Source organism: Streptococcus sp., assembly GCF_041802885.1.
Classification (GTDB): Bacteria; Bacillota; Bacilli; order Lactobacillales; family Streptococcaceae; genus Streptococcus.
Map to the genome: position 1 here is coordinate 1 of NZ_JBHCHN010000027.1, position 21,422 is coordinate 21,422.

Sequence of the window (21,422 nt, forward strand, 5' to 3'; positions counted from 1 at the left end):
ACAAGGCTGGGATTTTCGTGGTCGATGAGGCGGATATGACGTTGGATATGGGCTTTTTGGAGACGGTGGACAAGATTGCCGGCAGCCTACCCAAAGACCTGCAATTCCTGGTCTTTTCAGCAACCATTCCGCAAAAATTACAACCCTTTTTGAAGAAATACCTATCCAACCCAGTCATCGAGCAAATCAAAACCAAGACCGTCATTTCGGATACCATTGAAAATTGGCTGATTTCCACCAAGGGTAGGGATAAAAATGCCCAGATTTTAGAGATGACTAAGTTTATGCAGCCCTATCTGGCTATGATCTTTGTCAATACCAAGACGCGGGCAGACGAACTCCACAGCTACCTGACTGCCAATGGTCTTCGGGTAGCCAAAATCCATGGCGATATTCCTCCGCGGGAGCGCAAGCGCATCATGAACCAGGTTAAAAACTTGGATTTCGAGTATATCGTGGCGACGGATTTGGCGGCGCGTGGAATCGACATCGAAGGGGTCAGCCATGTCATCAACGATGCCATCCCACAGGATTTGTCCTTCTTTGTCCACCGGGTCGGACGAACAGGCCGAAATGGTCTGTCAGGCATTGCCATTACCCTCTATCAACCGAGTGACGATGCGGATATTCGCGAGCTGGAAAAACTCAACATCCAGTTTCTTCCAAAGGAAATGAAGAACGGGGAGTTTGTCGACACCTATGACCGCGATCGTCGGGTCAATCGGGAAAAATCCCGTGAAAAACTGGACTTGGAAATGCTTGGTCTGGTCAAAAAGAAAAAGAAAAAAATCAAGCCAGGCTACAAGAAGAAAATCAAGTGGGCTGTGGATGAAAAACGCCGCAAGACCAAGCGAGTGGAAGCCAGAGCCAAGGGGCGGGCTGAGCGTAAAGCCAAACGCCAGGAGTTTTAAACTACTTAGCTTGATAGAATCAGTCCATCCGACTGTCGGATGGATATCTGAATTTAAAAATTAGGATGTGACATGTTACAAACAATCTTAAGTCTCTATCTGGAAAGTCTCCTTTTTTCAGCCATTGCGATGGTCCTATTCAGCCTAGTCTGGTTTGTTATGCGGGCCAGCAAAGGGGTGGATCAGAGCCAACACGAAAAAAGAGAGTTTTTATATGACCTGCTAATCATCAATGTCATGACCATTCCCATCTTTGCATTTGGGATTATTGGTCTGATCTTGATTGTGAGAGCGTGGTAACAAATACCTTAGAAAAAGATAGCCAGAATCACTGGTAAATAGAGGGAGAACTATCATGTATGATACGTTAATCATCGGGTCTGGGCCTGCAGGGATGACTGCGGCTCTTTATGCAGCCCGTAGTAATTTAAAAGTTGGTCTCTTAGAACGCGGTATCTATGGTGGCCAAATGAATAACACGGCAGATATCGAAAACTATCCGGGCTACGAGCTCATTTCAGGGCCTGACTTGGCTGAAAAAATGTACGAACCACTGGAAAAATTTGGTGTTGAACATCTTTTTGGACAGGTGGTAGAAGTGCAGACAGAGGGAATGGTCAAAAAAGTCATCACAGAAGATGAGAGCTTTGAAGCCAAATCAATCATTTTGGCCATGGGAGCCCAACACCGCCCGCTTGGTGTTCCAGGCGAAGCGGAGTTTAACAGCCGGGGAGTATCCTACTGTGCAGTTTGTGATGGAGCTTTTTTCCGTGACCAGGATTTACTGGTGGTTGGTGGAGGAGACTCTGCTGTAGAGGAAGCAATTTTTCTGACCCAGTTTGCCAAATCAGTGACCATTGTTCATAGACGTGACGAACTGCGGGCTCAAAAAATTATCCAAGACAGGGCCTTTGCCAATGACAAGATTCAGTTTCTCTGGGATAGCGTGGTGGCCGAAATCAAGGGCGATGAGCGCAAGGTCCAGTCTGTAGACATTCGAAATGTCAAGACAGGAGAAATGACAGAACACGCCTTTGGTGGTGTCTTCATCTACGTCGGCTTGGACCCGATGTCTGAGTCTGTAGGCAATTTAGGGATTACAGATGAGCAAGGATGGGTTGTAACCAATGAATTGATGGAAACCAGCCAGCCAGGTATTTTTGCGGTTGGAGACCTTCGTCAAAAACAACTTCGGCAGATTACTACAGCAGTAGGTGATGGAGCAACTGCTGGCCAGCAGGCCTACCATTATATTACTGAGTTGGAGGGCTAGGATGGTTCAGTTTCATATTTATGACCTTAAAAAACATCTTGAGGGTATCCACTTTGAAGAAACGTTGGATTTAAAGACTGAGCTACTGGAGCGCAATGCAGAGATCTTGGACCTATCGCCAGTCACTGTATCTGGCAATGTCCGTTATGAAGCAGGTTTTTACTTCTTGGAATACAGTCTTTCTTATGACATTACGATGGCATCCAGTCGCTCTATGCAGCCAGTTAACTGGAGCGAAACCTATCCTGTGATGGAAGTCTTTGTCGAAAATGAGGCTGTACTAAAAGAAAAAGACTTGGTTGATGAAGACTTGGTTTTGGTCATTGAGGGGGAAAGCATCGTGCTGGATGAAAGTGTAGCAGATAATATCCTGCTCCATTTGCCAGTAAAAGTTCTGACACCAGAGGAAGCAGCTGGGCAGGAGATGCCCTCTGGACAAAACTGGACGGTCTTGACCGAAGAAGACTTTGCCAATCAGAGTCAAGAGAAGAAGGAGGCCAACAGCCCCTTCGCCCAATTACAAGGTCTTTTTGACCAAGAATGAAATTGACAGAAAATTTGCAAAATCTTAGTATCCCGTGTATAATGGAGTCGATACAAAGAAAAAGGGAAGGCCAAACCAATCCCGACCTTCCTATCTTAATTTAAGGAGAAATGTTTCATGACGAAAGCGAACTTTGGTGTTGTAGGAATGGCCGTAATGGGTCGCAACCTTGCCCTCAATGTAGAATCCCGTGGCTATTCTGTTGCCATTTACAACCGTTCAGCGGATAAGACAGAGGATGTCGTAGCAAGTAATCCAGGTAAAAATCTGGTTCCAAGCTATGATGTGGAAAGCTTTGTAAACTCAATTCAAACACCACGCCGCATTATGCTCATGGTTCAAGCGGGACCAGGTACAGATGCGACCATTCAGGCCCTTTTGCCACATTTGGATAAGGGAGATATCTTGATTGATGGTGGAAATACCTTCTTTGAAGATACCATCCGTCGCTCCAAAGAATTGGCTGACTCAGGCATCAACTTCATCGGTACAGGTGTATCTGGTGGTGAAAAAGGAGCCCTTGAAGGTCCATCTATCATGCCGGGCGGACAAAAGGAAGCCTACGAATTGGTAGCAGATGTCCTTGAAGAAATCTCTGCTAAAGCCCCACAAGATGGCAAGCCATGTGTGACCTACATCGGTCCAGACGGAGCAGGCCACTATGTGAAAATGGTTCATAACGGAATCGAATACGGCGATATGCAGTTGATTGCAGAATCCTACGATCTCATGCAAAACTTGCTTGGTTTGGATGCTGCAGAAATGGCAGATATTTTCACCGAGTGGAATGCAGGTGAACTGGATAGTTACTTGATTCAAATCACTGCAGACATCTTGACCCGTAAGGATGACCAGGGTCAGGGCGGTCCAGTCGTGGACTATATTCTGGATGCTGCCGGCAACAAGGGAACTGGTAAATGGACCAGCCAAAATGCCCTTGATTTGGGTGTCCCATTGTCTCTGATTACCGAGTCTGTATTTGCCCGTTATATCTCTACTTACAAGGAAGAACGGGTTCATGCTAGCAAGATTTTGCCTGGTGTAGACTACAAGTATGAGGGAGATAAGGCTGAGTTGATTGAAAAAATCCGCCAAGCTCTCTATTTCTCAAAAATTATTTCTTATGCCCAAGGATTTGCCCAGCTGCGCGTGGCATCGAAAGAGCATAACTGGAACCTGCCATTTGCGGACATTGCCTCCATCTGGCGCGATGGTTGTATTATCCGTTCTCAATTCCTGCAAAAAATTACAGATGCCTATAACCGTGAAGCAGATTTGGCCAATCTTCTCTTGGATGAGTACTTCTTGGATGTGACCTCTAAGTACCAACAGGCTGTCCGTGACATCGTGACCATCGCTGTTCAAGCAGGTGTTCCTGCACCAACTTTCTCGGCAGCCATCACTTACTATGATAGCTATCGTTCAGCAGACCTGCCAGCCAACCTGATTCAAGCGCAACGGGACTACTTTGGAGCCCACACTTACCAACGAAAAGACAAAGAAGGTACATTCCATTATTCATGGTATGATGAAAACTAATCATGGCAAAAAAGATTTTAATAGCAGGTAAGGAACGGAATTTATCACATTTTGTTTCGATGGAATTGCAGAAGCAGGATTATGTTGTAGACTACGCTTCCAATGGAGAAGAGGCTCTCTTGCTGGCCCAAGAAACAGATTTCGACCTGCTGATTGTCAGCTATCAGTTGGCTGATATGACCAGTACAGAGTTGGCCAAACAACTCCACCGCTTCAAACCAGGTCTAGTCATTATTGTAGTTGTCGAAAGCGATGAGGCTGAGAAATACGGTGAAGAAATCAAGAAATATGCCGTTTTTTACACCATTAAGCCCTTTGTTATCAGCGATTTGGTTGGACAGGTGACAACAATTTTCCGTGGCCGGGATTTTATTGATGAAACGTGCAAGCAAGTCAAACTACAAGCAGCCTACCGAGATTTGAAGATTGATTTTCAAAACCGTACGGTACACCGTGGTCAGGAGCTAATTGGTCTGACGCGCAGAGAGTATGATTTACTGGCAATCCTGATGGAGAGCCAGGAAACCATGACCCGGGAGCAGTTGCTGGAAAAGGTTTGGAAATACGAATCCGCTGCAGAAACCAATGTGGTGGATGTCTATATTCGTTACCTTCGTGGAAAGTTAGATATTCCAGGTCAGGCTTCCTATATCCGTACGGTTCGAGGGGTTGGCTATGCTATGCGGGACTAGTTGAGTGTTTACATAGAGAGAGTTGGACAGCAAACTCTCTCTTTTTAGACTTTGGGAACTAAATAGCTTATAATAGACCAGTAAAAAAGATTGGATGGTAGATGATGAAAAGTTCGCTGAAAGAAAAATTATTTTTGATAACCTTCGCGGCCATGGTGTTGTTGGTTGTTCTCAATATTGATGCTATTTACGGCCTCCTGCTGGTTGTGCTAGGAGCCATGAATCCCCTCTTTGTAGGTGGACTTCTGGCCTTTGTCCTCAATGTGCCGATGAAAAAGCTAGAAGACTTGATTGAGAAAGTTCCTTTTTTGGAAAAAAAGAAACGCCTATTGGCTCTGATTGGTGTTTTGATTGGTTTTGCTCTGATTGTGGCAGGTGTGGTCATGATTGTCTTGCCAACCCTGGCAGAGACCATTTCGCAGATTGTAACGGTGACCCAAGAAGGGATTCCCAAAATGTTACACTATTTGAACAATAGTGGAATTTTGTCTGATAAGTGGGTCAAACTGATTACAGGTTATGTGACGCGTTTTACAGATTGGAGCAATCTTTCCTCCTATGTGACAGGATTCCTCTCAGGGCTTGTAAGCAATGTCGGCGGAATTTTCTCAAATGCGATGACCCTGGTGATGGCCTTCTTCATCACCTTGGCTATTTTGACCAGCAAGGAACATCTTCAGGATATGACTTATAAGATTCTGGTGGCCTTTTTCCCTGAAAAAGTGGTTAAAAAAATTCATTATGTCGGAGAAGTCATTGTTGATACCTACGATAAGTTCTTGATGAGTCAGATTGTAGAAGCTGTTATCATCGGCTCCTTGGTCTTTGTTTCCTATAGTCTCTTTAGGCTTCCTTTTGCAGCCATGGCTGGTATCTTAGCAGGGGTACTTTCCTTTGTTCCCTATATAGGCCCTTTTTCAGCTTGTCTGATTAGTGCCCTCTTTATTTCTGTTGAAAGTCCGCTTTTGGCTCTGGGTTCCATCATCCTTTTCCAACTCATTCAACTGATTGAAGGCAATGTCATTTACCCACGGGTAGTTGGTCAATCCGTTGGTTTACCAACTTTATTCACTTTAGCAGCGGCTCTCATCGGGGGAAATCTCTTTGGTCTTCTGGGAATGGTCTTCTTCACACCGATTTTTGCAGTGATTTACCGTTTGACCAGAGAATGGACCTATGCACGCCTAGAAGAAAAATATGCAGGAGTAGAAGAGGATTAGATGCTTTTCTTCTGCTCGATATGATTTTGAAGACTGGACAACCAGTCTTTTTCTCGTTCTCCCTTTCTTTCATTCTACTTAGAATTGTGGTACAATGAGGTCATAATGATAAAATGGGGGAGAGAAGATGCGTTGCCCGAAATGTAATAGTTTAAAATCCAGCGTTGTGGATAGCCGCCAGGCTGAAGACGGCAATACCATTCGCCGCAGAAGAGAGTGTGAAAACTGCCACCATCGCTTTACAACCTATGAACGTCTAGAAGAAAAAACCCTTGTGGTGGTTAAGAAAGATGGCACACGGGAGCAATTTTCACGTGAGAAAATCTTTAATGGTATCATTCGTTCTGCTCAAAAGCGGCCTGTGTCCAGTGCAGCTATTGATGAAGTAGTGAACCGCATTGAGCAAAAAGTACGAGCTCAGAGTGACAGCGAAGTAGAAAGTGATGTGATCGGAAACCTGGTCATGGAAGAATTGGTGGACCTAGATGAAATCACCTATGTTCGTTTTGCCTCCGTCTATCGCTCCTTCAAGGATGTCAGCGAAATTGAAAACCTCCTTAAGCAGATCACGAAGAGTGATCGTCAGAAAAATAAGGTAAGATGATGAGACCAAACCATACCTATTCTTTTGTAGGAAAGCTGGCGGTCTGGCCAGATATGGTCAGTCTGGTCCAGTGTTACCAGCCCATTATTGGCTTGCAGGCCTTTGCCCTATACCAGTACCTCTGTGTGACCAATGATCAGGGTGCAGGGCGCTTTCGTTTTAGTCAGATTTTAAATCACCTCAACTTTGGAACTCAAGCCCTAGAACAGGCTTTGGATTTGTTGGCAGCTATGAAGCTCTTGGCTGTTTATCAGCAGGAAGATGACTATATTTTGGCCCTGAAAGCTCCCTTGTCCAGTCAGGATTTTTTGGAAAACGAGCTCTACCGCGCTCTCTTGTCCAAGAAAATAGGAGAATCCGCTGTTGAACAGATGCGCATCAGCCTACCCTCTGCCCAAGACAATATTTCAAAGTCTTTTTCAGATGTTTTTCAACTGGATGGTCAGCTGGAGCCTCTGCGTCAGCCCGCCAGTCGATTTGATATAGAGGCCTTTAAACAGATGATGGCCCGCCACAATCTGCGTTTCCAAAATGAGCAGGAAGATATCATTGGCCTCTATCATTTGGCAGAACAAGAAAACTGGACCTGGTTGGAAGCCTATCAGCTGGCCCGCCAGACAGCGGTCGAGCAAAAGATTTCCATCAAACGGATACAGGAAAAACTGCGGGCTGAAAAGAGTGAATCCCTTGCGGAAAGAACTTTTTCTCCAGCTGAGCAATCCATCATTCGGGAAAGCAAGGCTCTCAAACCGCTGGACTTTTTGACAGCCATCAAGGACAGTAAGAAAGCAGCGGTCATTGCTTCCGAAAAGAACTGTCTCAAGGAGATGGCTGCCTTGGGGCTGCTGGATGAAGTCATCAATGTCATCGTCCTCTATACCTTTAACAAGGTGGATTCGGCCAACCTCAATGAAAAATACGCCCTCAAGCTGGGCAATGATTTTTCCTACAAGGACATCAGAAGTGCAGAAGCAGCCGTTGAAGCCTTGCGAGAAGGTAATCGGAAGTCAACCGGCAAGAAAAGAGAAACCGCTCAAAATCAGGCCACCAATGTGCCAAGCTGGAGCAATCCTGATTATAAGGAAGAAACCAGCCAAGAGGATTTAGCCCAATTAGAGAAAATTCAACAGGAAATATTAGCAAAATTGGAGAAGGGAGAATAGATGAAAGAGGTTCAAGAAAGCTTGCGTCAGACCAATCAGGCCCGCAAGACCTATTCAGAAATCCGTCAGGAAATTCTAGCGGACCCTGAAGTAGCTCGATTTATCCAAGAACAGGCTCTAACAGAGAAAACCATTGAGCTTTCCATCTCCAAGTTTTTTGAGTATATCAAAGAGCGAGACAAGTGGCTCAATGGGGACGAAGCCTATATTGCTAAGGGCTACAAGCCCCTCCTCATCATGAATGAGGGCTATGCGGATGTTTCCTATGAAGAGACTGCTGAGTTGGTTGAAGCCCAGCGCCAGGAGGCCATTCGCCGCCGGATGCACCTGGTCGAATTACCAGCCAGCCTCAAACACGCGACCCTGGCTCCGAATCAGAAGGACAGTGTCATCCTGACCAGGAGTCGGACAGAAATCCTGTCTCTGATGAGTGACTTTATCGGTAACTTTCATTCTCCGACCAAAAAAGGCCTCTATGTCTTTGGGGACTTTGGAGTCGGCAAGAGCTTCCTCTTAGCTGCCTTGGCCCATGATTTATCTGAAAAATACAGCGTTGCGACAACCATGATTCATTACCCAAGTTTCGTGGTCAATGTCAAAAATGCCATCCAGTCAGGCCAAGTCAAAGCAGAAATCGATACCGTTAAGAAGGCGGATATTCTGATTTTGGATGATATTGGGGCAGAACAGCACAGCCCTTGGGTTCGTGATGATGTTTTGCAGGTCATCTTACAGCACCGGATGCAGGAAAATCTGCCAACCTTCTTCACCTCTAACTTCTCCCTAGCAGATTTGGAAAAACGCCTGTCCCAAGGCAAGGCTGGAGATGAAAGCTGGCAGGCCAAGCGGGTCATGGAACGGATTCGTTTCCTAGCCAAGGAAGTTCATTTGGAAGGAGAAAATCGTCGCCATGAATGAAACCATTAACCTGATGAAATCCCATTCCTCAGTCCGCCGGTTCAAGGACGAGCGGATTCCGGATGCAGATTTAAAAGCCATTATCGAGGCAGGAAGTGCAGCTTCCAGCTGGAAAAATTTCCAGTCTTACTCTATCATCGTGGTGCGGTCAGAGGAGAAGAAACAAGCCCTCTATGACTTGACACCCCAACCAGCCATCTTACAGGCAGATACCATTCTGCTCTTTGTAGGGGACCACAATCGGGCCAGTAAGGCAGCGGAGCTCCATCAAGAACCATTTGATGCCAAGGGTACAGAAAATCTCCTGATTTCTTCAGTGGATGCTGCCTTGGCTGGTCAGAATGCCATGCTGGCGGCGGAGAGCTTGGGTTATGGTGGAGTCTTCATCGGCATGATTCGCCATTCTGCCCTGGCAGTTGCAGAAGTCTTTGCTTTGCCTGATTATACCTATCCTGTCTTTTGCATTGCTCTGGGTGTTCCCAACCAGCACTTCCCTGTCAAACCTCGTCTCAACTTAGAATCATTTGTTTTCCAAGAAGAGTACCAGGAACAGTCAGTGGAGACTATCCAGGCCCATGATGCTATCCAGACAGAGTATGCAGGTGCCCGCCAGACTGAGCTTTGGTCTGAGCGTCTGGTCAACCAATTTAAGCAGGAAGAACAGCCTGAAACCAAGGTCTTGCTTAAAAAACACAAACTACTATAAACAGAGGAGGAGCCATGGCTCTACCAACTATCGCCATCGTGGGCCGTCCCAACGTTGGCAAATCAACCCTATTTAACCGAATTGCTGGTGAGCGTATTTCAATCGTCGAAGATGTCGAAGGTGTGACCCGCGACCGGATTTATGCGACGGCCGACTGGCTTAATCGCAAGTTTTCCATCATTGATACGGGTGGTATCGATGATGTGGATGCGCCCTTTATGACCCAAATCAAGCACCAGGCGGAAATTGCCATGGAGGAGGCGGATGTCATCGTTTTTGTCGTGTCTGGAAAAGAAGGGATTACGGATGCGGATGAATACGTGGCCCGGATTCTCTACAAGACCCACAAACCTGTCATCCTGGCAGTCAACAAGGTGGATAATCCTGAGATGCGCAATGATATCTACGATTTCTATGCCCTGGGCTTAGGAGACCCCTACCCTGTGTCTTCTGTTCACGGTATTGGGACGGGGGATGTCTTGGATGCCATTGTGGAAAAACTGCCTACGGACATGGAAGTTGAGGAAGAAGATGTCATTCGCTTTAGCCTGATTGGCCGCCCAAATGTCGGCAAATCTAGCCTCATCAATGCTATTCTGGGGGAGGAGCGCGTGATTGCCAGCCCAGTCGCAGGGACAACCCGCGATGCCATTGATACCCACTTTACGGACAGCGATGGCCAGAAATTCACCATGATTGACACGGCTGGTATGCGCAAATCGGGTAAGGTCTATGAGAATACAGAGAAATACTCGGTCATGCGGGCCATGCGGGCCATTGACCGCTCAGATGTGGTTCTAATGGTCATCAATGCCGAGGAGGGCATCCGTGAATACGACAAGCGCATTGCTGGTTTTGCCCATGAGGCCGGAAAAGGCATCATCATCGTGGTCAACAAATGGGATACCCTGGAAAAGGACAACCATACCATGAAAAATTGGGAAGAGGACATTCGGGACCAATTCCAGTACCTTTCCTATGCCCCAATCATCTTTGTATCCGCCCTGACCAAGCAACGCCTGCACAAATTGCCAGAGATGATCAAGGCCATCAGTGAAAGTCAGAATACTCGGATTCCATCGGCTGTCCTCAATGATGTTATCATGGATGCTATTGCCATCAACCCAACGCCTACCGATAAGGGCAAGCGCCTGAAAATCTTCTATGCGACTCAGGTGGCGACCAAGCCACCGACCTTTGTGGTCTTTGTCAATGAAGAAGAACTCATGCACTTTTCTTACCTACGTTTCCTAGAAAATCAAATTCGGAAAGCCTTCGTTTTTGAAGGGACACCGATTCATTTGATTGCCAGAAAGCGGAAGTAAAAAGAAGGTAACCTCTTTGAGGTTGAGGACAAAGTCTCATTTTTTCAAAAATCAACGACATAAACTTGGCAGGTCTCCCATACTTTTTGACTTCAAATGAAGGGATTGCTAAGCCACTTGAAACAGTCCTATCGGACCTTAGAGATAGAAAGTACAGAACAGTCCTCCACTTCGGAGGGCTTTTTTTTGACGCCTGGCCAGGGAATTCTTGTTGAAATTATGCTATAATGGAGAGATGAATTGAAGAGGGTGTGGAGAAAATGAGTCGAATGATGCCCGGCCGAATACGGCAAGAGGGAATTGAGTTATATGAGAAAGGCCAATTATCGGTAGAAAAGGTGGATGGTCAAGAGCTCCTTTTGCGGATTGCGGGAGAAGAGTTTACTTATGATTTGGATGAAAAGCATCTATTCTGTAGTTGCCAACTGTTTGCTCAGAGAGGTTATTGCCAGCATCTAGCTGCGACAGAGTATTTTCTGAAGAATGATGCAGAGGCCAAGAAACTCTTAGAGCAAATCCAAACAAATGGTCAAAAGGAACAAGAAACCAAGCAGCGCAACTATTTTGGTGGTCTCTTCTTGGACAACATTTTAGGGCCTTTAGAACCCAAGTTGGTTAAGTACCGTTTGGCAGCAGAGGGCAGTCTGGGTACTTATGACAAGCAAATTGATTGGACTTTAAAAATCAGTTGCTTACCCGATCAGCGGACCTATATTATCCGTGACATTGGAGCTTTTTTGAAGATTTTGGAGCAGGGTGGATATTACCAGATTGGTCGAAACTACTATGAACCGATTTCCTACGAAGAATTTGATGGAGCCAGTCAAGACTTGATTGACTTTCTTTGGCGGATGGTGCCGGAAAAGAACCTAATCAGCAATGAGATTTTAGTCAATTTTGGTCGGAGTCTGCGTTTTCCTTTGGTTTATTTTGAAGAAGGATTGGAACTCTTGCAGGGGCTCTTTTTCTTCCAATTTAATCATCGCTTCACAGCCTATCACAGCTTATCAGTCCATCCCTATGATGCTAACTTAAATCTCTTTCGCTTTGAGGTGAAGCCCCATACCCAGATGATTGAACTCTTGATCGAAGAGCAACCTATTCAGGAGTTGCTGCAGGGGTATTACCTGATTGTAGATAATCGCCTCTACCAACTGGGGCATAAGGAGCGAGCCCTTCTTTCTGCTATCAAAGGACTGACTCGCACGGATGATGGTTTAAAGAAAATTCAGGTTGACTACCAGGATCAGGAAAAACTAGCATTATCCTTGTTAGATTTACAGCTCTTGGGTCCAGTTAAGGCTCCGAAAAAATTTACCATCCATCCTTTTCAAGCTTCCTTTGTTTTATCCAAGCAAGAACAGCAGCTGATGCTCAACCTGCAGTTGCATTTTGATGGTCTGGTGGTCGGCAGTCAGGAAGAATTGGACCAGCTGCCCTTTTTACCCCACTACCAGCAGTTAAAGAAAATCTTTGCTACGATGGAAGAATTGGGCTTTAGAGGAACTTTTCAGGCTCAGAGAGGAGATTTGACGAATCAAGAGCGGTATGACTTTCTGACAGATGGGTTAGCTAGCTTGCGCTCCTTGGGTGATTTACATTTGGCCCCTGAGGTTGCTGAGTTGCTAGTTAAGGGAGGACCTCGGATTTCGGTTGAGACGTCGGGTTCTCTGCTGGATGTGTCCTTTGATTTTTCAGGAATTCCAGAGGAGGAAGTCGAAGCGGCAACACGGGCTCTATTAGCCCAGGAGGCTTATTTTACCAGTCGGACGGGCAAAGTTCTGGTCTTTGATGAGGAGAGTCAGAAGATCAGTCAAACCTTGCAAATCTTGAGGGCTCAGCATGGTCAAGGGGGCCATCTGACCCTGACAAAATTGGCTGGTTATCAGCTGGCCCAAGCCTTGGAAACCAATGGTCGCGTTCAGTTGTCCGCTGATTTTCAGAAACTAGCACATGATTTGGCCCATCCTGAGAGCCTTCCTCTTCCTGATGTAGCGGTTGCGGCCGATTTGCGGGATTACCAAAAGGAGGGGGTTAAATGGCTTTCCATGTTAGACAAATATGGTTTTGGCGGCATCTTAGCAGATGATATGGGGCTGGGAAAAACCTTACAAACGATTGCCTTTCTCAGTAGCCGTTTGACCAAAGAGTCCCGAATCCTTATTCTGGCACCTGCAAGTCTCATCTACAACTGGCAAGAAGAATTTCATCGCTTTGCTCCAGAAATTGATGTGGCAGTTGTGTATGGTTACAAGGCGGAACGTGAGGTTCTCTTAGGGCAGCAACACCAGATACTAGTGACTAGCTATGCTTCCTTCCGCCAAGATATTGAACTTTATCGAAAGACCAAACAGTATGATTATCTGATTTTAGATGAAGCACAAGTCATGAAAAATTCCCAGACCAAGATTGCCCAGCATCTCCGTGACTTTGAAGTGGGCAATTGCTTTGCCCTTTCAGGTACCCCGATTGAGAATAATTTGGCAGAAATCTGGTCTATTTTTCAAATCATCCTACCAGGTCTCCTGCCAGGCAAGTTGGATTTTGGCAAATTATCGGCTGATCAGGTGGCTCGAATCATCAAGCCCTTTGTCCTTCGACGAAAGAAAGAGGACGTTTTGCTGGAGTTGCCAGACTTGATTGAGGTCAATGTTCTCAATGAGTTATCGGATGGTCAGAAAGCTATCTACCTGGCCCAACTACAACAAATGCAGACCATTATTGCAGGAGCCAGTCTGGCTGAAATCAACCGTCGCAAGATTGAGATTCTCTCTGGTATTACCAGGCTTCGCCAGATTTGTGATACGCCAAAACTCTTCATGGACGATTATCAGGGGGATAGTGGCAAATTGGATAGTCTCCGTGACCTCCTTGTTCAGCTTAGGGAAGGACAACACCGGGTCCTTATTTTCTCTCAGTTTAGGGAAATGTTAGATATCATTGAAGAGGATTTGGAGGGGTTAGGTATTTCCAGCTACAAACTAACCGGTTCAACACCAGCCAGTCAGCGCCAAACCATGACTCGTGCCTTTAATGCGGGCAGTCGAGATGCCTTCCTCATCTCCCTGAAAGCAGGTGGAGTTGGTCTCAATCTGACGGGAGCTGATACGGTCATCCTGGTTGATTTGTGGTGGAATCCAGCTGTTGAAGCCCAAGCTATCAGCCGGGCTCACCGAATGGGCCAGACCCAGAAGGTCGAATTTTACCGCTTGATCACCAAAGGGACCATCGAAGAGAAGATTCAGGCCCTCCAAGAAACCAAGAAAAACTTGGTTACTGCAGTTTTGGATGGCAATGAAAGTCGGGCTAGCATGACAGTTCAAGAAATCAAGGAGATTTTGGGAATTTCTTAAATTAGTATGGGCTAAAACGGTCTAAATGTGCTATAATAATCTCTTGAAAGGAATGCGTATGAGAAGAACATCATTTCCAATAGTGGCTGACAATGAGCCTATCTTGGGTCCAAACCCTCAGATGCGCTTGTATGAGGAGTCGGACCTCATTAGCAATATCAGAGGACATTATCAAGAAAAAGATTATGGCCTGCAGGAAGATTTTGATTCTGTGAAGGAAGAAAGACGAAATGAACCAGATATTCCAGAAGATCTTTTGCCTCCGATTTTTCATGCAGAACCAAGCCCTTACTCAAGGAGGGACCGTATGCAGAAAACGGTTCGCCCTGCGGTAGTAGACACCAAGCATCCAATCCAGAAAACCCAGGGACAGATTGCTAGGGAACAGGCGCGTGAAGATTTGAAGAAAAAACGATCAGCAGCCTACCTCAAAGATGACAAGCCTAACCTTCATAGCCCAGTTATCAAGAGAGAGCCAACAGCCCTTTTGGTGAAAAGCCGCAATGAACAGCTGATTGAGCTGGCCAATCGACTGCGTCAATCTAGCTATATTCTGGCAGATATGCCAGCGGTCTATTCCTTAGAGAAGGAAGAACGAGAAAAGGAGCAGCCTGTGCGCAAGAATTCCTATGATTTCTTGAGGAAGAGCCAAGTATATAATTATCCTGAGCACAAGGTCAACCAGGAACGCCAGATGGCTCAAGAGTTGAACTTGACTCATATGGAAGAGGAAGTATAAACCAATGACAAAAACCTATCATTTTATCGGGATTAAGGGCTCAGGTATGAGTGCCCTTGCTCTGATGTTGCATCAAATGGGCCATAAGGTTCAAGGAAGTGATGTCGAAAAATACTATTTTACCCAAAGGGGCTTGGAACAGGCAGGAATTGCAATCCTCCCCTTCAATGAGAAAAATATCTCAGCAGATGTGGAATTGATTGCTGGAAATGCCTTTCGTCCAGACAACAATGTCGAAATTGCTCAGGCAGATAAATTAGGCTTGAACTATAAACGTTACCACGAATTCTTGGGAGACTTTATGCGCCAGTTCGCTAGTTTTGGTGTGGCAGGTGCCCATGGCAAAACCTCCACAACAGGTCTCTTTGCCCATGTGATGAGCAATATCGCAGATACTTCCTTTTTGATTGGAGATGGGACAGGTCGCGGCTCTTCCAATGCCCAATACTTTGTCTTTGAATCTGATGAATATGAGCGTCATTTCAAGCCGTATCATCCTGAATACAGTATCATTACCAACATTGACTTTGACCACCCGGATTATTTTACCAGTCTGGAAGATGTTTTCAATGCCTTCAATGACTATGCCAAACAAGTCAAAAAGGGTTTGTTTGTCTATGGTGAAGATGAGCAGCTACGCAGAATCACAGCCAACGCACCGATCTATTACTATGGTTTTGAAGACAATAATGATTTCGTGGCGTATGATTTGAAGCCATCTACCACAGGTTCACAATTCAAGGTACGCCATGGCCAGAAAGAATTAGGAGAGTTCCAGATTCCAACCTTCGGTAAGCACAATGTCCTGAATGCTACCGCAGTCATTGCCAATCTCTATATGGCTGGTTTTGACCTGGCCTTAGTAGCAGAACATTTGCCAACCTTTGGTGGGGTGAAACGCCGCTTTACCGAAAAAGTAGTTAATGATACAGTCATCATCGATGATTTTGCTCACCATCCTACAGAAATCATCGCAACGATTGATGCGGCTCGGCAAAAGTATCCAAGTAAAGAAATTGTGGCAATTTTCCAGCCCCATACTTTTACCCGTACCATTGCCTTGCTGGATGATTTTGCAGAAGCTCTTAACGATGCAGATGCGGTCTATCTGGCTCAAATCTATGGCTCTGCCCGTGAAGTTGATAAGGGAGAAGTGAAGGTAGAGGATTTGGCTGCAAAAATCACGAAAACAGGTGGGTTGGTGACGATTGAAAATACATCTCCTCTTCTCGATCATGACAATGCTGTCTATGTCTTTATGGGGGCGGGTGATATCCAATCTTATGAGTATTCATTTGAACAACTCTTGTCCAATCTTTCTAAAAATGTCCAATAAAAATTAGCAGGCTGCGGCTTGCTGATTTTTCCTTTTTGAAAAGGTTTTCTCCTGAATGTTGAGAGATAGTAAAAAGCTCCGAAAGCCCATAAAATGGGGAAATTCTTGCTTTTGCACGTCATTTGAGATATAATAGCAAGTAATTGTGTGAAAGGAGTATCATCTGGATGGACGAGTTACAATCGAAAGACACACAAGTTCCTGAGATGAATGAGCTAGAAAATCAGACTCAACAGGAGAAACCATTAGAGCAGACTGACGACCCTGTATCGGAACAAAAACCATCAGGTATTGCGGACACTAAGGTTAAGACAGAATGGACCTTGACGAAGTTGAAGTCAGTCCAGGAATTGGGCGATACGATCATCACTCCAGTAGTTGATAAATTGAAAACATCACTAAAAGAAGAAGAGGACCCAGTCATGAGAAAGCGTAGAAATCGCCAGCGGAAGAAGCAGGAAGTCGCTGCTAAACGAATCGCATCAACAATCGTTGTGATTTTCCTTCTGGCCCTTGCTATTACAGGTTATGTAGGATATTCTTATGTCAAATCGAGCTTAGGTCCGATTGATTCGAATGCAGCTAAAGTGATTCAAGTTGAGATTCCTGAGGGTTCTTCCACCAAGGAAATCGGAAATATCTTAGTCAAAAATAAATTGATCAAGAATGCTACTATTTTTAATTACTACTCTAAGTTAAAAAGTTACAACAATTTCCAAAGTGGTTTTTACAATTTGGACCAGACCATGTCAGTGGATGAACTGGCCAAGGCTCTTCAAGAAAGTGGAACACCCACTCCTGTTGACCCAATCGCTGGTAAAGTATTGGTGATTGAGGGCTATACCATTGATCAAATTGCCAAGGCCGTGACAGATAATGTCAATACGAAAGATGAAGATGATAAGACCGGATTTAGTTCAAAAGAATTTTTAGAAACGGTTCAAAATCCTGATTTTATCAACCGGATGGCAGTCAAATACCCTACTCTTCTTGGAAGCCTGCCAGCGGCAAATAGCGGGGTTAAATATCAGCTTGAAGGGTATCTTTTTCCAGCGACTTATGATTACGGTGAAAAAACCAGCATGGAAGAGCTGATTGAAAAGATGATTGCTGCGACGGATGCCAATCTTCAAACCTACTATAGCCAAATTCCTAACAGTGGGATGAATGTCAATCAAATCTTGACACTGGCCTCCCTGGTTGAAAAAGAAGGGGCAACTGATGAGGACCGTAGAAATATTGCCAGTGTTTTCTACAACCGCCTCAACATAGACATGCCGCTCCAGTCTAATATTGCCATATTGTACGCGATGGGCAAGTTGGGTGAGAAAACAACGCTGGCAGAAGATGCAGCTATTGACACAAATATCAATTCCCCTTATAATATTTATGTCCATCCAGGATTGATGCCAGGGCCAGTTGGCAGTCCAAGTTTGGCAGCTATTCAGGCAACTGTCAATCCAAATAAGACAGATTATTACTACTTCGTAGCTGATGTGACGACCGGAACCGTTTATTATTCCGCTACGATTGAAGAACACAATCAAAATGTAGAAAAATACGTTAACAGTAAGTTAAACCAGTAATTTTCAGAATAGAATTATGTGGCCAGAGCCACATAATTCTGTTTTAGTATAAAAAGATAAAGAAGAAATGAGAAAGAAAAAATGGCAGAAAAAACATATCCAATGACAATTGAAGAAAAAGAGAAATTGGAAAAAGAATTAGAAGAACTCAAATTGGTTCGTCGTCCTGAAATCGTTGAACGTATCAAGATTGCACGCTCGTACGGTGACCTCTCTGAAAATAGCGAATACGAAGCAGCAAAGGATGAACAAGCCTTTGTTGAAGGACAAATTTCGAGCATTGAAACCAAGATTCGTTATGCAGAAATTGTTAATAGCGATTCAGTTGCCAAGGATGAAGTTGCTATCGGTAAAACAGTCACCATCCAAGAAGTTGGGGAGACCGATAAGGAAGTTTATCAAATCGTAGGTGCAGCAGGTGCAGATGCCTTCGCTAATAAGGTTTCTAATGAAAGTCCCATTGGACAGGCTTTGATTGGCAAGAAGAAGGGGGATACAGTTACTGTACAAACCCCAGCTGGAAGCTACGATATCAAGATTCTGAAGGTTGAAAAAACAAAATAAGGTAACAAGCTATGAAAGTGCTTGTTACCTTTCATTCTGTAGTGAGATGAAAGAGTGAAAAGGGTTAAAAGATGATGAAAAAAAGGATCTATCAAGGCTTCATTTGGGTAATCTTATTGGGCTTTTGTGAGCCAGTATCTGTTTTGGCTCTTGAAACAAGTAGTTCTACGCAAATTACCAACTCAGAACAGCAAACAGATGCAGTAACCAGCGAGCCTTCGACGCAGGAGCAGGCTCTGTCTGACCAGGCTGAGGTGCAGCCTTCTACATCAGCTGAACAGGAATTGCAGGCCATAACAGAAGGAATCATCCTATCGGATGATCAGTTTTTGGTAAAAGATACCACTATTGATCCCTACCGAAAGATTGTATATCTGGAATCATTTTTTGATTCCGGCCCGCTTAAAGGAACCGGTGTCATGATTGCACCTAACTTGGTTCTAACGGCTGCTCACAATATCTATAGTGTTGAGCTAGGACAATGGAGTCAAGAGGTCGTAGTGACACCTGCTCAAAATGATGGAGCAGCTCCCTATGGTGTTTATCAAGGTAGCCGGGTATTTATGTTCAAAGCCTATCAAAATGAGGCATCAGATGCAGTTGACTCCTATGACTTAGCGGTAGTACAGCTTTCTGAATCGGTGGACAGCCAGGTTGGATTTCTTCCTGTATCTGGGCAATTAAGTGAGGGCAATCGGATTCAGATAGCAGGTTATCCAGCAACGACTCAATCGAAAATTGGCTTTATGTATGCCATGTGGGGAGATATCACCTCTTTCAACGGTACCTTAATCAACTACAAGATTGATACAGAGAGTGGTCAGAGTGGTTCTCCTGTTCTCAATGAAAAAAATGAGATTGTGGGTATTCATACCAAGGGTTTTGTTGGTGAAAATGGGGATTACATCTATAATGCTGCTCGTCGTGTTGATCAAGATAGTTTAAACTTGATTGCTTTTGCCAAGGGAGAATTAGAGACTAATGAGGCTGTCATGAGCCAGTGGCTGGGACAAATGGCTGTTTTCCGTCTTTACCATCCAGGTGTTAAAAGGCACCTCTATACTCAGGATCAGCATGAGATTTCCGTATTGAAAGATAGGGGCTGGAATTACGAAGGGGAGACATTCAAAGGAACTTCTTATGGTGTTCCTGTCTACCGTCTTTACAGCCCTGATACAAAGGAACACCTCTACACCACGAGTAGCCATGAGCGAGCGATTTTGATAACACGAGGTTGGAAGGATGAAGATATTGCCTGGTACGCACAGGGAGAAAGACCCGTTTACCGCCTCTATCACAGCGGATTGAAAGTCCATCTCTATACCAGTGATATGAATGAAAGAAACGTTTTAATCCAGCGTGGCTGGAATGATGAAAACATCGCCTGGTATGCCTTATAGAAATTGAAAATGGACACCATATAGAGTTGAATACTAAAATAGATAGAGAGCGTTCGTTCTTTGTCTATTTTTTGTATAGAATACCAATTTAGACTTTTAAAAATAGTACAAATAGAGTATAATACAATAGGAGGTATATAAAATGAATGTAAAAAGATCACTTTGTTCTGCATTTCTATTGGCCATTGTCCTTGGAACGGCAGCACCAGCTATTGTTTCTGCAAATGAAACGACAACTCAAGCCACAACTGCTGTAGCTCCAGAAGCAACGACAACTTCAGAAGCCACAACAGGGCTACCATCAGAAACCACGCAAACTATCGATGCGTTGACCTCTACAACGGAAGTCTCTACAACAGTAGATGCAACGACCGAGAGTGAACCAAATACCGAAGATAGTGAAACAGCTGCTCTTGAAAAAGCAGGGATTCTGGAAGCTATTATCGGGAAAGATGATCAGTACCGTGTAAAAAATACAACAGTGCACCCTTATCGGTCTGTAGTCTATCTACAAATGACCTTTGGCAATCAAACGTATGTTGGGTCAGGGGTTATGATTGCTCCTAACTTAGTGTTGACAGCTGGTCACAATATCTATAACCGTGAGACAGGTGCGTGGGCATCAAGTGTGATAGCTGTACCAGGTCGAAATGACAACAGTTCACCGTTTGGAACCTATTCATCAAGTACCTACTATACTTTCCGTCAGTTCAAGACAGAAGGAAATGTTATTCCAAGTAACTATGACATTGCTGTTGTTAAATTGAACAAAAATGTATCTTCTAAAGTAGGTTATTTACCATTAGCATACGCTGTAAGCCGTGGACAGCGTCTCCAAATTCCAGGTTTCCCAGCTTATACTGACTCCAAATTTGGAAAAATGTATACAGCATATGGAACAGTTGATGGGGTCAATGGGCACCTCATCGGCCACCTCATCGATGCTGAAAGTGGCAATAGTGGTTCACCAATCCTTAATTCAAAAAATCAAATTGTTGGTATCCATACTGCTGGAAATTACACCATCAGACCTTATGGTAATTACAACTGGGGAACACGTATCAATAGTTCTGTATTGGGAATGATTTCTCATTCCAAAAAAACTAATGAAGGTTCTCTTAATATCGCAACAAACAAAGAAACAAAAACCGGTAAAACCTATCGTCTCTACAATCCAGGTGCCCGTCGCCATCTCTTTACACAGAATTTGGATGAGGCACAAGTTTTGACAACTCGTGGTTGGAAATTTGAAGGATTGAGTTTTAGAACCGTTTCTAAAGGAGCTCCTGTTTACCGTTTGTACGGGAAAACGATGAAAGAGCACCTCTATACAACCAGCAAAGCAGAGCGCGATGCCCTTGTTAGAACGGGTGATTGGAATGCTGAGGGAATTGCCTTTTATTCCGGTGGTAAAAAACCAGTCTACCGTCTCTACAATCCTGGCTTGCGTATCCACCTCTACTCTTCAGATGCAAACGAGGTGAAAGTACTGAAAACTCGTGGCTGGAAGTATGAAGGGATTACCTTCTATACTCAATAAGTTCCTATA

Annotated in this window: 19 protein-coding genes; all 19 read left to right on the forward strand. The window is 44.7% G+C overall.

Features of this window, described 5'->3' with window-relative positions:
* Window positions 1-911, forward strand: a 911-nt coding sequence (locus tag ACEYCN_RS04020) for a helicase-related protein (protein WP_373713015.1), incomplete at its 5' end; no start/stop codon positions are given.
* 72 nt (window positions 912-983) lie between these two features.
* A complete protein-coding gene (locus ACEYCN_RS04025) occupies window positions 984-1,211 on the forward strand; it encodes a DUF4059 family protein (protein ID WP_373713016.1) in 228 nt (75 codons plus the stop codon).
* Window positions 1,212-1,266: 55 nt separating this feature from the next.
* A complete protein-coding gene (gene trxB, locus ACEYCN_RS04030) occupies window positions 1,267-2,184 on the forward strand; it encodes a thioredoxin-disulfide reductase (protein WP_373713017.1) in 918 nt (305 codons plus the stop codon).
* Window position 2,185: 1 nt separating this feature from the next.
* Window positions 2,186-2,728, forward strand: coding sequence for a DUF177 domain-containing protein (locus ACEYCN_RS04035; RefSeq protein ID WP_373713018.1), 543 nt, complete (start codon window positions 2,186-2,188; stop codon window positions 2,726-2,728).
* Between the two features lie 117 nt (window positions 2,729-2,845).
* Window positions 2,846-4,267, forward strand: coding sequence for an NADP-dependent phosphogluconate dehydrogenase (gene gndA, locus ACEYCN_RS04040; protein WP_373713019.1), 1,422 nt, complete (start codon window positions 2,846-2,848; stop codon window positions 4,265-4,267).
* Between the two features lie 2 nt (window positions 4,268-4,269).
* Complete coding sequence (locus ACEYCN_RS04045) at window positions 4,270-4,959, forward strand: DNA-binding response regulator (protein ID WP_373713020.1); 690 nt, start codon at window positions 4,270-4,272, stop codon at window positions 4,957-4,959.
* A 104-nt stretch (window positions 4,960-5,063) separates the two neighbouring features.
* Entirely contained in the window at window positions 5,064-6,179 is a 1,116-nt protein-coding gene (locus tag ACEYCN_RS04050) for an AI-2E family transporter (RefSeq protein WP_373713041.1), read from the forward strand.
* Window positions 6,180-6,306: 127 nt separating this feature from the next.
* Complete coding sequence (nrdR, locus tag ACEYCN_RS04055; protein ID WP_373713021.1) at window positions 6,307-6,783, forward strand: transcriptional regulator NrdR; 477 nt, start codon at window positions 6,307-6,309, stop codon at window positions 6,781-6,783.
* On the forward strand, window positions 6,780-7,946 hold the full coding sequence (locus ACEYCN_RS04060) for a hypothetical protein (RefSeq protein WP_373713022.1): 1,167 nt from the start codon (window positions 6,780-6,782) through the stop codon (window positions 7,944-7,946). Before nrdR ends, ACEYCN_RS04060 begins: the two co-directional genes overlap by 4 nt.
* The gene (dnaI, locus tag ACEYCN_RS04065) at window positions 7,947-8,864 is read left to right on the forward strand and encodes a primosomal protein DnaI (RefSeq protein ID WP_373713023.1); all 918 of its coding nucleotides are present in this window, start codon (window positions 7,947-7,949) and stop codon (window positions 8,862-8,864) included.
* On the forward strand, window positions 8,857-9,570 hold the full coding sequence (locus ACEYCN_RS04070) for a nitroreductase family protein (RefSeq protein WP_373713024.1): 714 nt from the start codon (window positions 8,857-8,859) through the stop codon (window positions 9,568-9,570). Before dnaI ends, ACEYCN_RS04070 begins: the two co-directional genes overlap by 8 nt.
* A gap of 14 nt (window positions 9,571-9,584) precedes the next feature.
* Entirely contained in the window at window positions 9,585-10,895 is a 1,311-nt protein-coding gene (der, locus tag ACEYCN_RS04075) for a ribosome biogenesis GTPase Der (protein ID WP_373713025.1), read from the forward strand.
* Window positions 10,896-11,155: 260 nt separating this feature from the next.
* The gene (locus ACEYCN_RS04080; protein ID WP_373713026.1) at window positions 11,156-14,248 is read left to right on the forward strand and encodes a DEAD/DEAH box helicase; all 3,093 of its coding nucleotides are present in this window, start codon (window positions 11,156-11,158) and stop codon (window positions 14,246-14,248) included.
* A gap of 58 nt (window positions 14,249-14,306) precedes the next feature.
* Window positions 14,307-14,987 carry a hypothetical protein gene (locus ACEYCN_RS04085; RefSeq protein WP_373713027.1) on the forward strand — a complete coding sequence of 227 codons (681 nt, stop codon included), beginning with the start codon at window positions 14,307-14,309 and terminating at the stop codon, window positions 14,985-14,987.
* Window positions 14,988-14,991: 4 nt separating this feature from the next.
* Window positions 14,992-16,323, forward strand: coding sequence for a UDP-N-acetylmuramate--L-alanine ligase (murC, locus tag ACEYCN_RS04090; protein ID WP_373713028.1), 1,332 nt, complete (start codon window positions 14,992-14,994; stop codon window positions 16,321-16,323).
* A gap of 167 nt (window positions 16,324-16,490) precedes the next feature.
* Window positions 16,491-17,909: an endolytic transglycosylase MltG gene (gene mltG, locus ACEYCN_RS04095; protein ID WP_373713029.1), complete on the forward strand. Its 1,419-nt coding sequence runs from the start codon at window positions 16,491-16,493 to the stop codon at window positions 17,907-17,909.
* 81 nt (window positions 17,910-17,990) lie between these two features.
* Entirely contained in the window at window positions 17,991-18,473 is a 483-nt protein-coding gene (gene greA, locus ACEYCN_RS04100; protein ID WP_373713030.1) for a transcription elongation factor GreA, read from the forward strand.
* A gap of 71 nt (window positions 18,474-18,544) precedes the next feature.
* Window positions 18,545-19,873: a trypsin-like peptidase domain-containing protein gene (locus ACEYCN_RS04105; protein ID WP_373713031.1), complete on the forward strand. Its 1,329-nt coding sequence runs from the start codon at window positions 18,545-18,547 to the stop codon at window positions 19,871-19,873.
* A 142-nt stretch (window positions 19,874-20,015) separates the two neighbouring features.
* Window positions 20,016-21,413: a trypsin-like serine protease gene (locus ACEYCN_RS04110; RefSeq protein ID WP_373713032.1), complete on the forward strand. Its 1,398-nt coding sequence runs from the start codon at window positions 20,016-20,018 to the stop codon at window positions 21,411-21,413.
* Window positions 21,414-21,422 lie beyond the last annotated feature (9 nt).

Bases quoted from the DNA above. Each gene is read 5' to 3' on its own strand.
- dnaI (WP_373713023.1), top strand. From the start codon at position 7,947: ATGAAAGAGGTTCAAGAAAGCTTGCGTCAGACCAATCAGGCCCGCAAG.
- ACEYCN_RS04070 (WP_373713024.1), top strand. From the start codon at position 8,857: ATGAATGAAACCATTAACCTGATGAAATCCCATTCCTCAGTCCGCCGG.
- ACEYCN_RS04035 (WP_373713018.1), top strand. From the start codon at position 2,186: ATGGTTCAGTTTCATATTTATGACCTTAAAAAACATCTTGAGGGTATC.
- murC (WP_373713028.1), top strand. From the start codon at position 14,992: ATGACAAAAACCTATCATTTTATCGGGATTAAGGGCTCAGGTATGAGT.
- ACEYCN_RS04050 (WP_373713041.1), top strand. From the start codon at position 5,064: ATGAAAAGTTCGCTGAAAGAAAAATTATTTTTGATAACCTTCGCGGCC.
- ACEYCN_RS04045 (WP_373713020.1), top strand. From the start codon at position 4,270: ATGGCAAAAAAGATTTTAATAGCAGGTAAGGAACGGAATTTATCACAT.
- mltG (WP_373713029.1), top strand. From the start codon at position 16,491: ATGGACGAGTTACAATCGAAAGACACACAAGTTCCTGAGATGAATGAG.
- greA (WP_373713030.1), top strand. From the start codon at position 17,991: ATGGCAGAAAAAACATATCCAATGACAATTGAAGAAAAAGAGAAATTG.
- ACEYCN_RS04060 (WP_373713022.1), top strand. From the start codon at position 6,780: ATGATGAGACCAAACCATACCTATTCTTTTGTAGGAAAGCTGGCGGTC.
- ACEYCN_RS04110 (WP_373713032.1), top strand. From the start codon at position 20,016: ATGAATGTAAAAAGATCACTTTGTTCTGCATTTCTATTGGCCATTGTC.
- ACEYCN_RS04080 (WP_373713026.1), top strand. From the start codon at position 11,156: ATGAGTCGAATGATGCCCGGCCGAATACGGCAAGAGGGAATTGAGTTA.
- gndA (WP_373713019.1), top strand. From the start codon at position 2,846: ATGACGAAAGCGAACTTTGGTGTTGTAGGAATGGCCGTAATGGGTCGC.
- ACEYCN_RS04105 (WP_373713031.1), top strand. From the start codon at position 18,545: ATGATGAAAAAAAGGATCTATCAAGGCTTCATTTGGGTAATCTTATTG.
- der (WP_373713025.1), top strand. From the start codon at position 9,585: ATGGCTCTACCAACTATCGCCATCGTGGGCCGTCCCAACGTTGGCAAA.
- ACEYCN_RS04085 (WP_373713027.1), top strand. From the start codon at position 14,307: ATGAGAAGAACATCATTTCCAATAGTGGCTGACAATGAGCCTATCTTG.
- trxB (WP_373713017.1), top strand. From the start codon at position 1,267: ATGTATGATACGTTAATCATCGGGTCTGGGCCTGCAGGGATGACTGCG.
- nrdR (WP_373713021.1), top strand. From the start codon at position 6,307: ATGCGTTGCCCGAAATGTAATAGTTTAAAATCCAGCGTTGTGGATAGC.
- ACEYCN_RS04025 (WP_373713016.1), top strand. From the start codon at position 984: ATGTTACAAACAATCTTAAGTCTCTATCTGGAAAGTCTCCTTTTTTCA.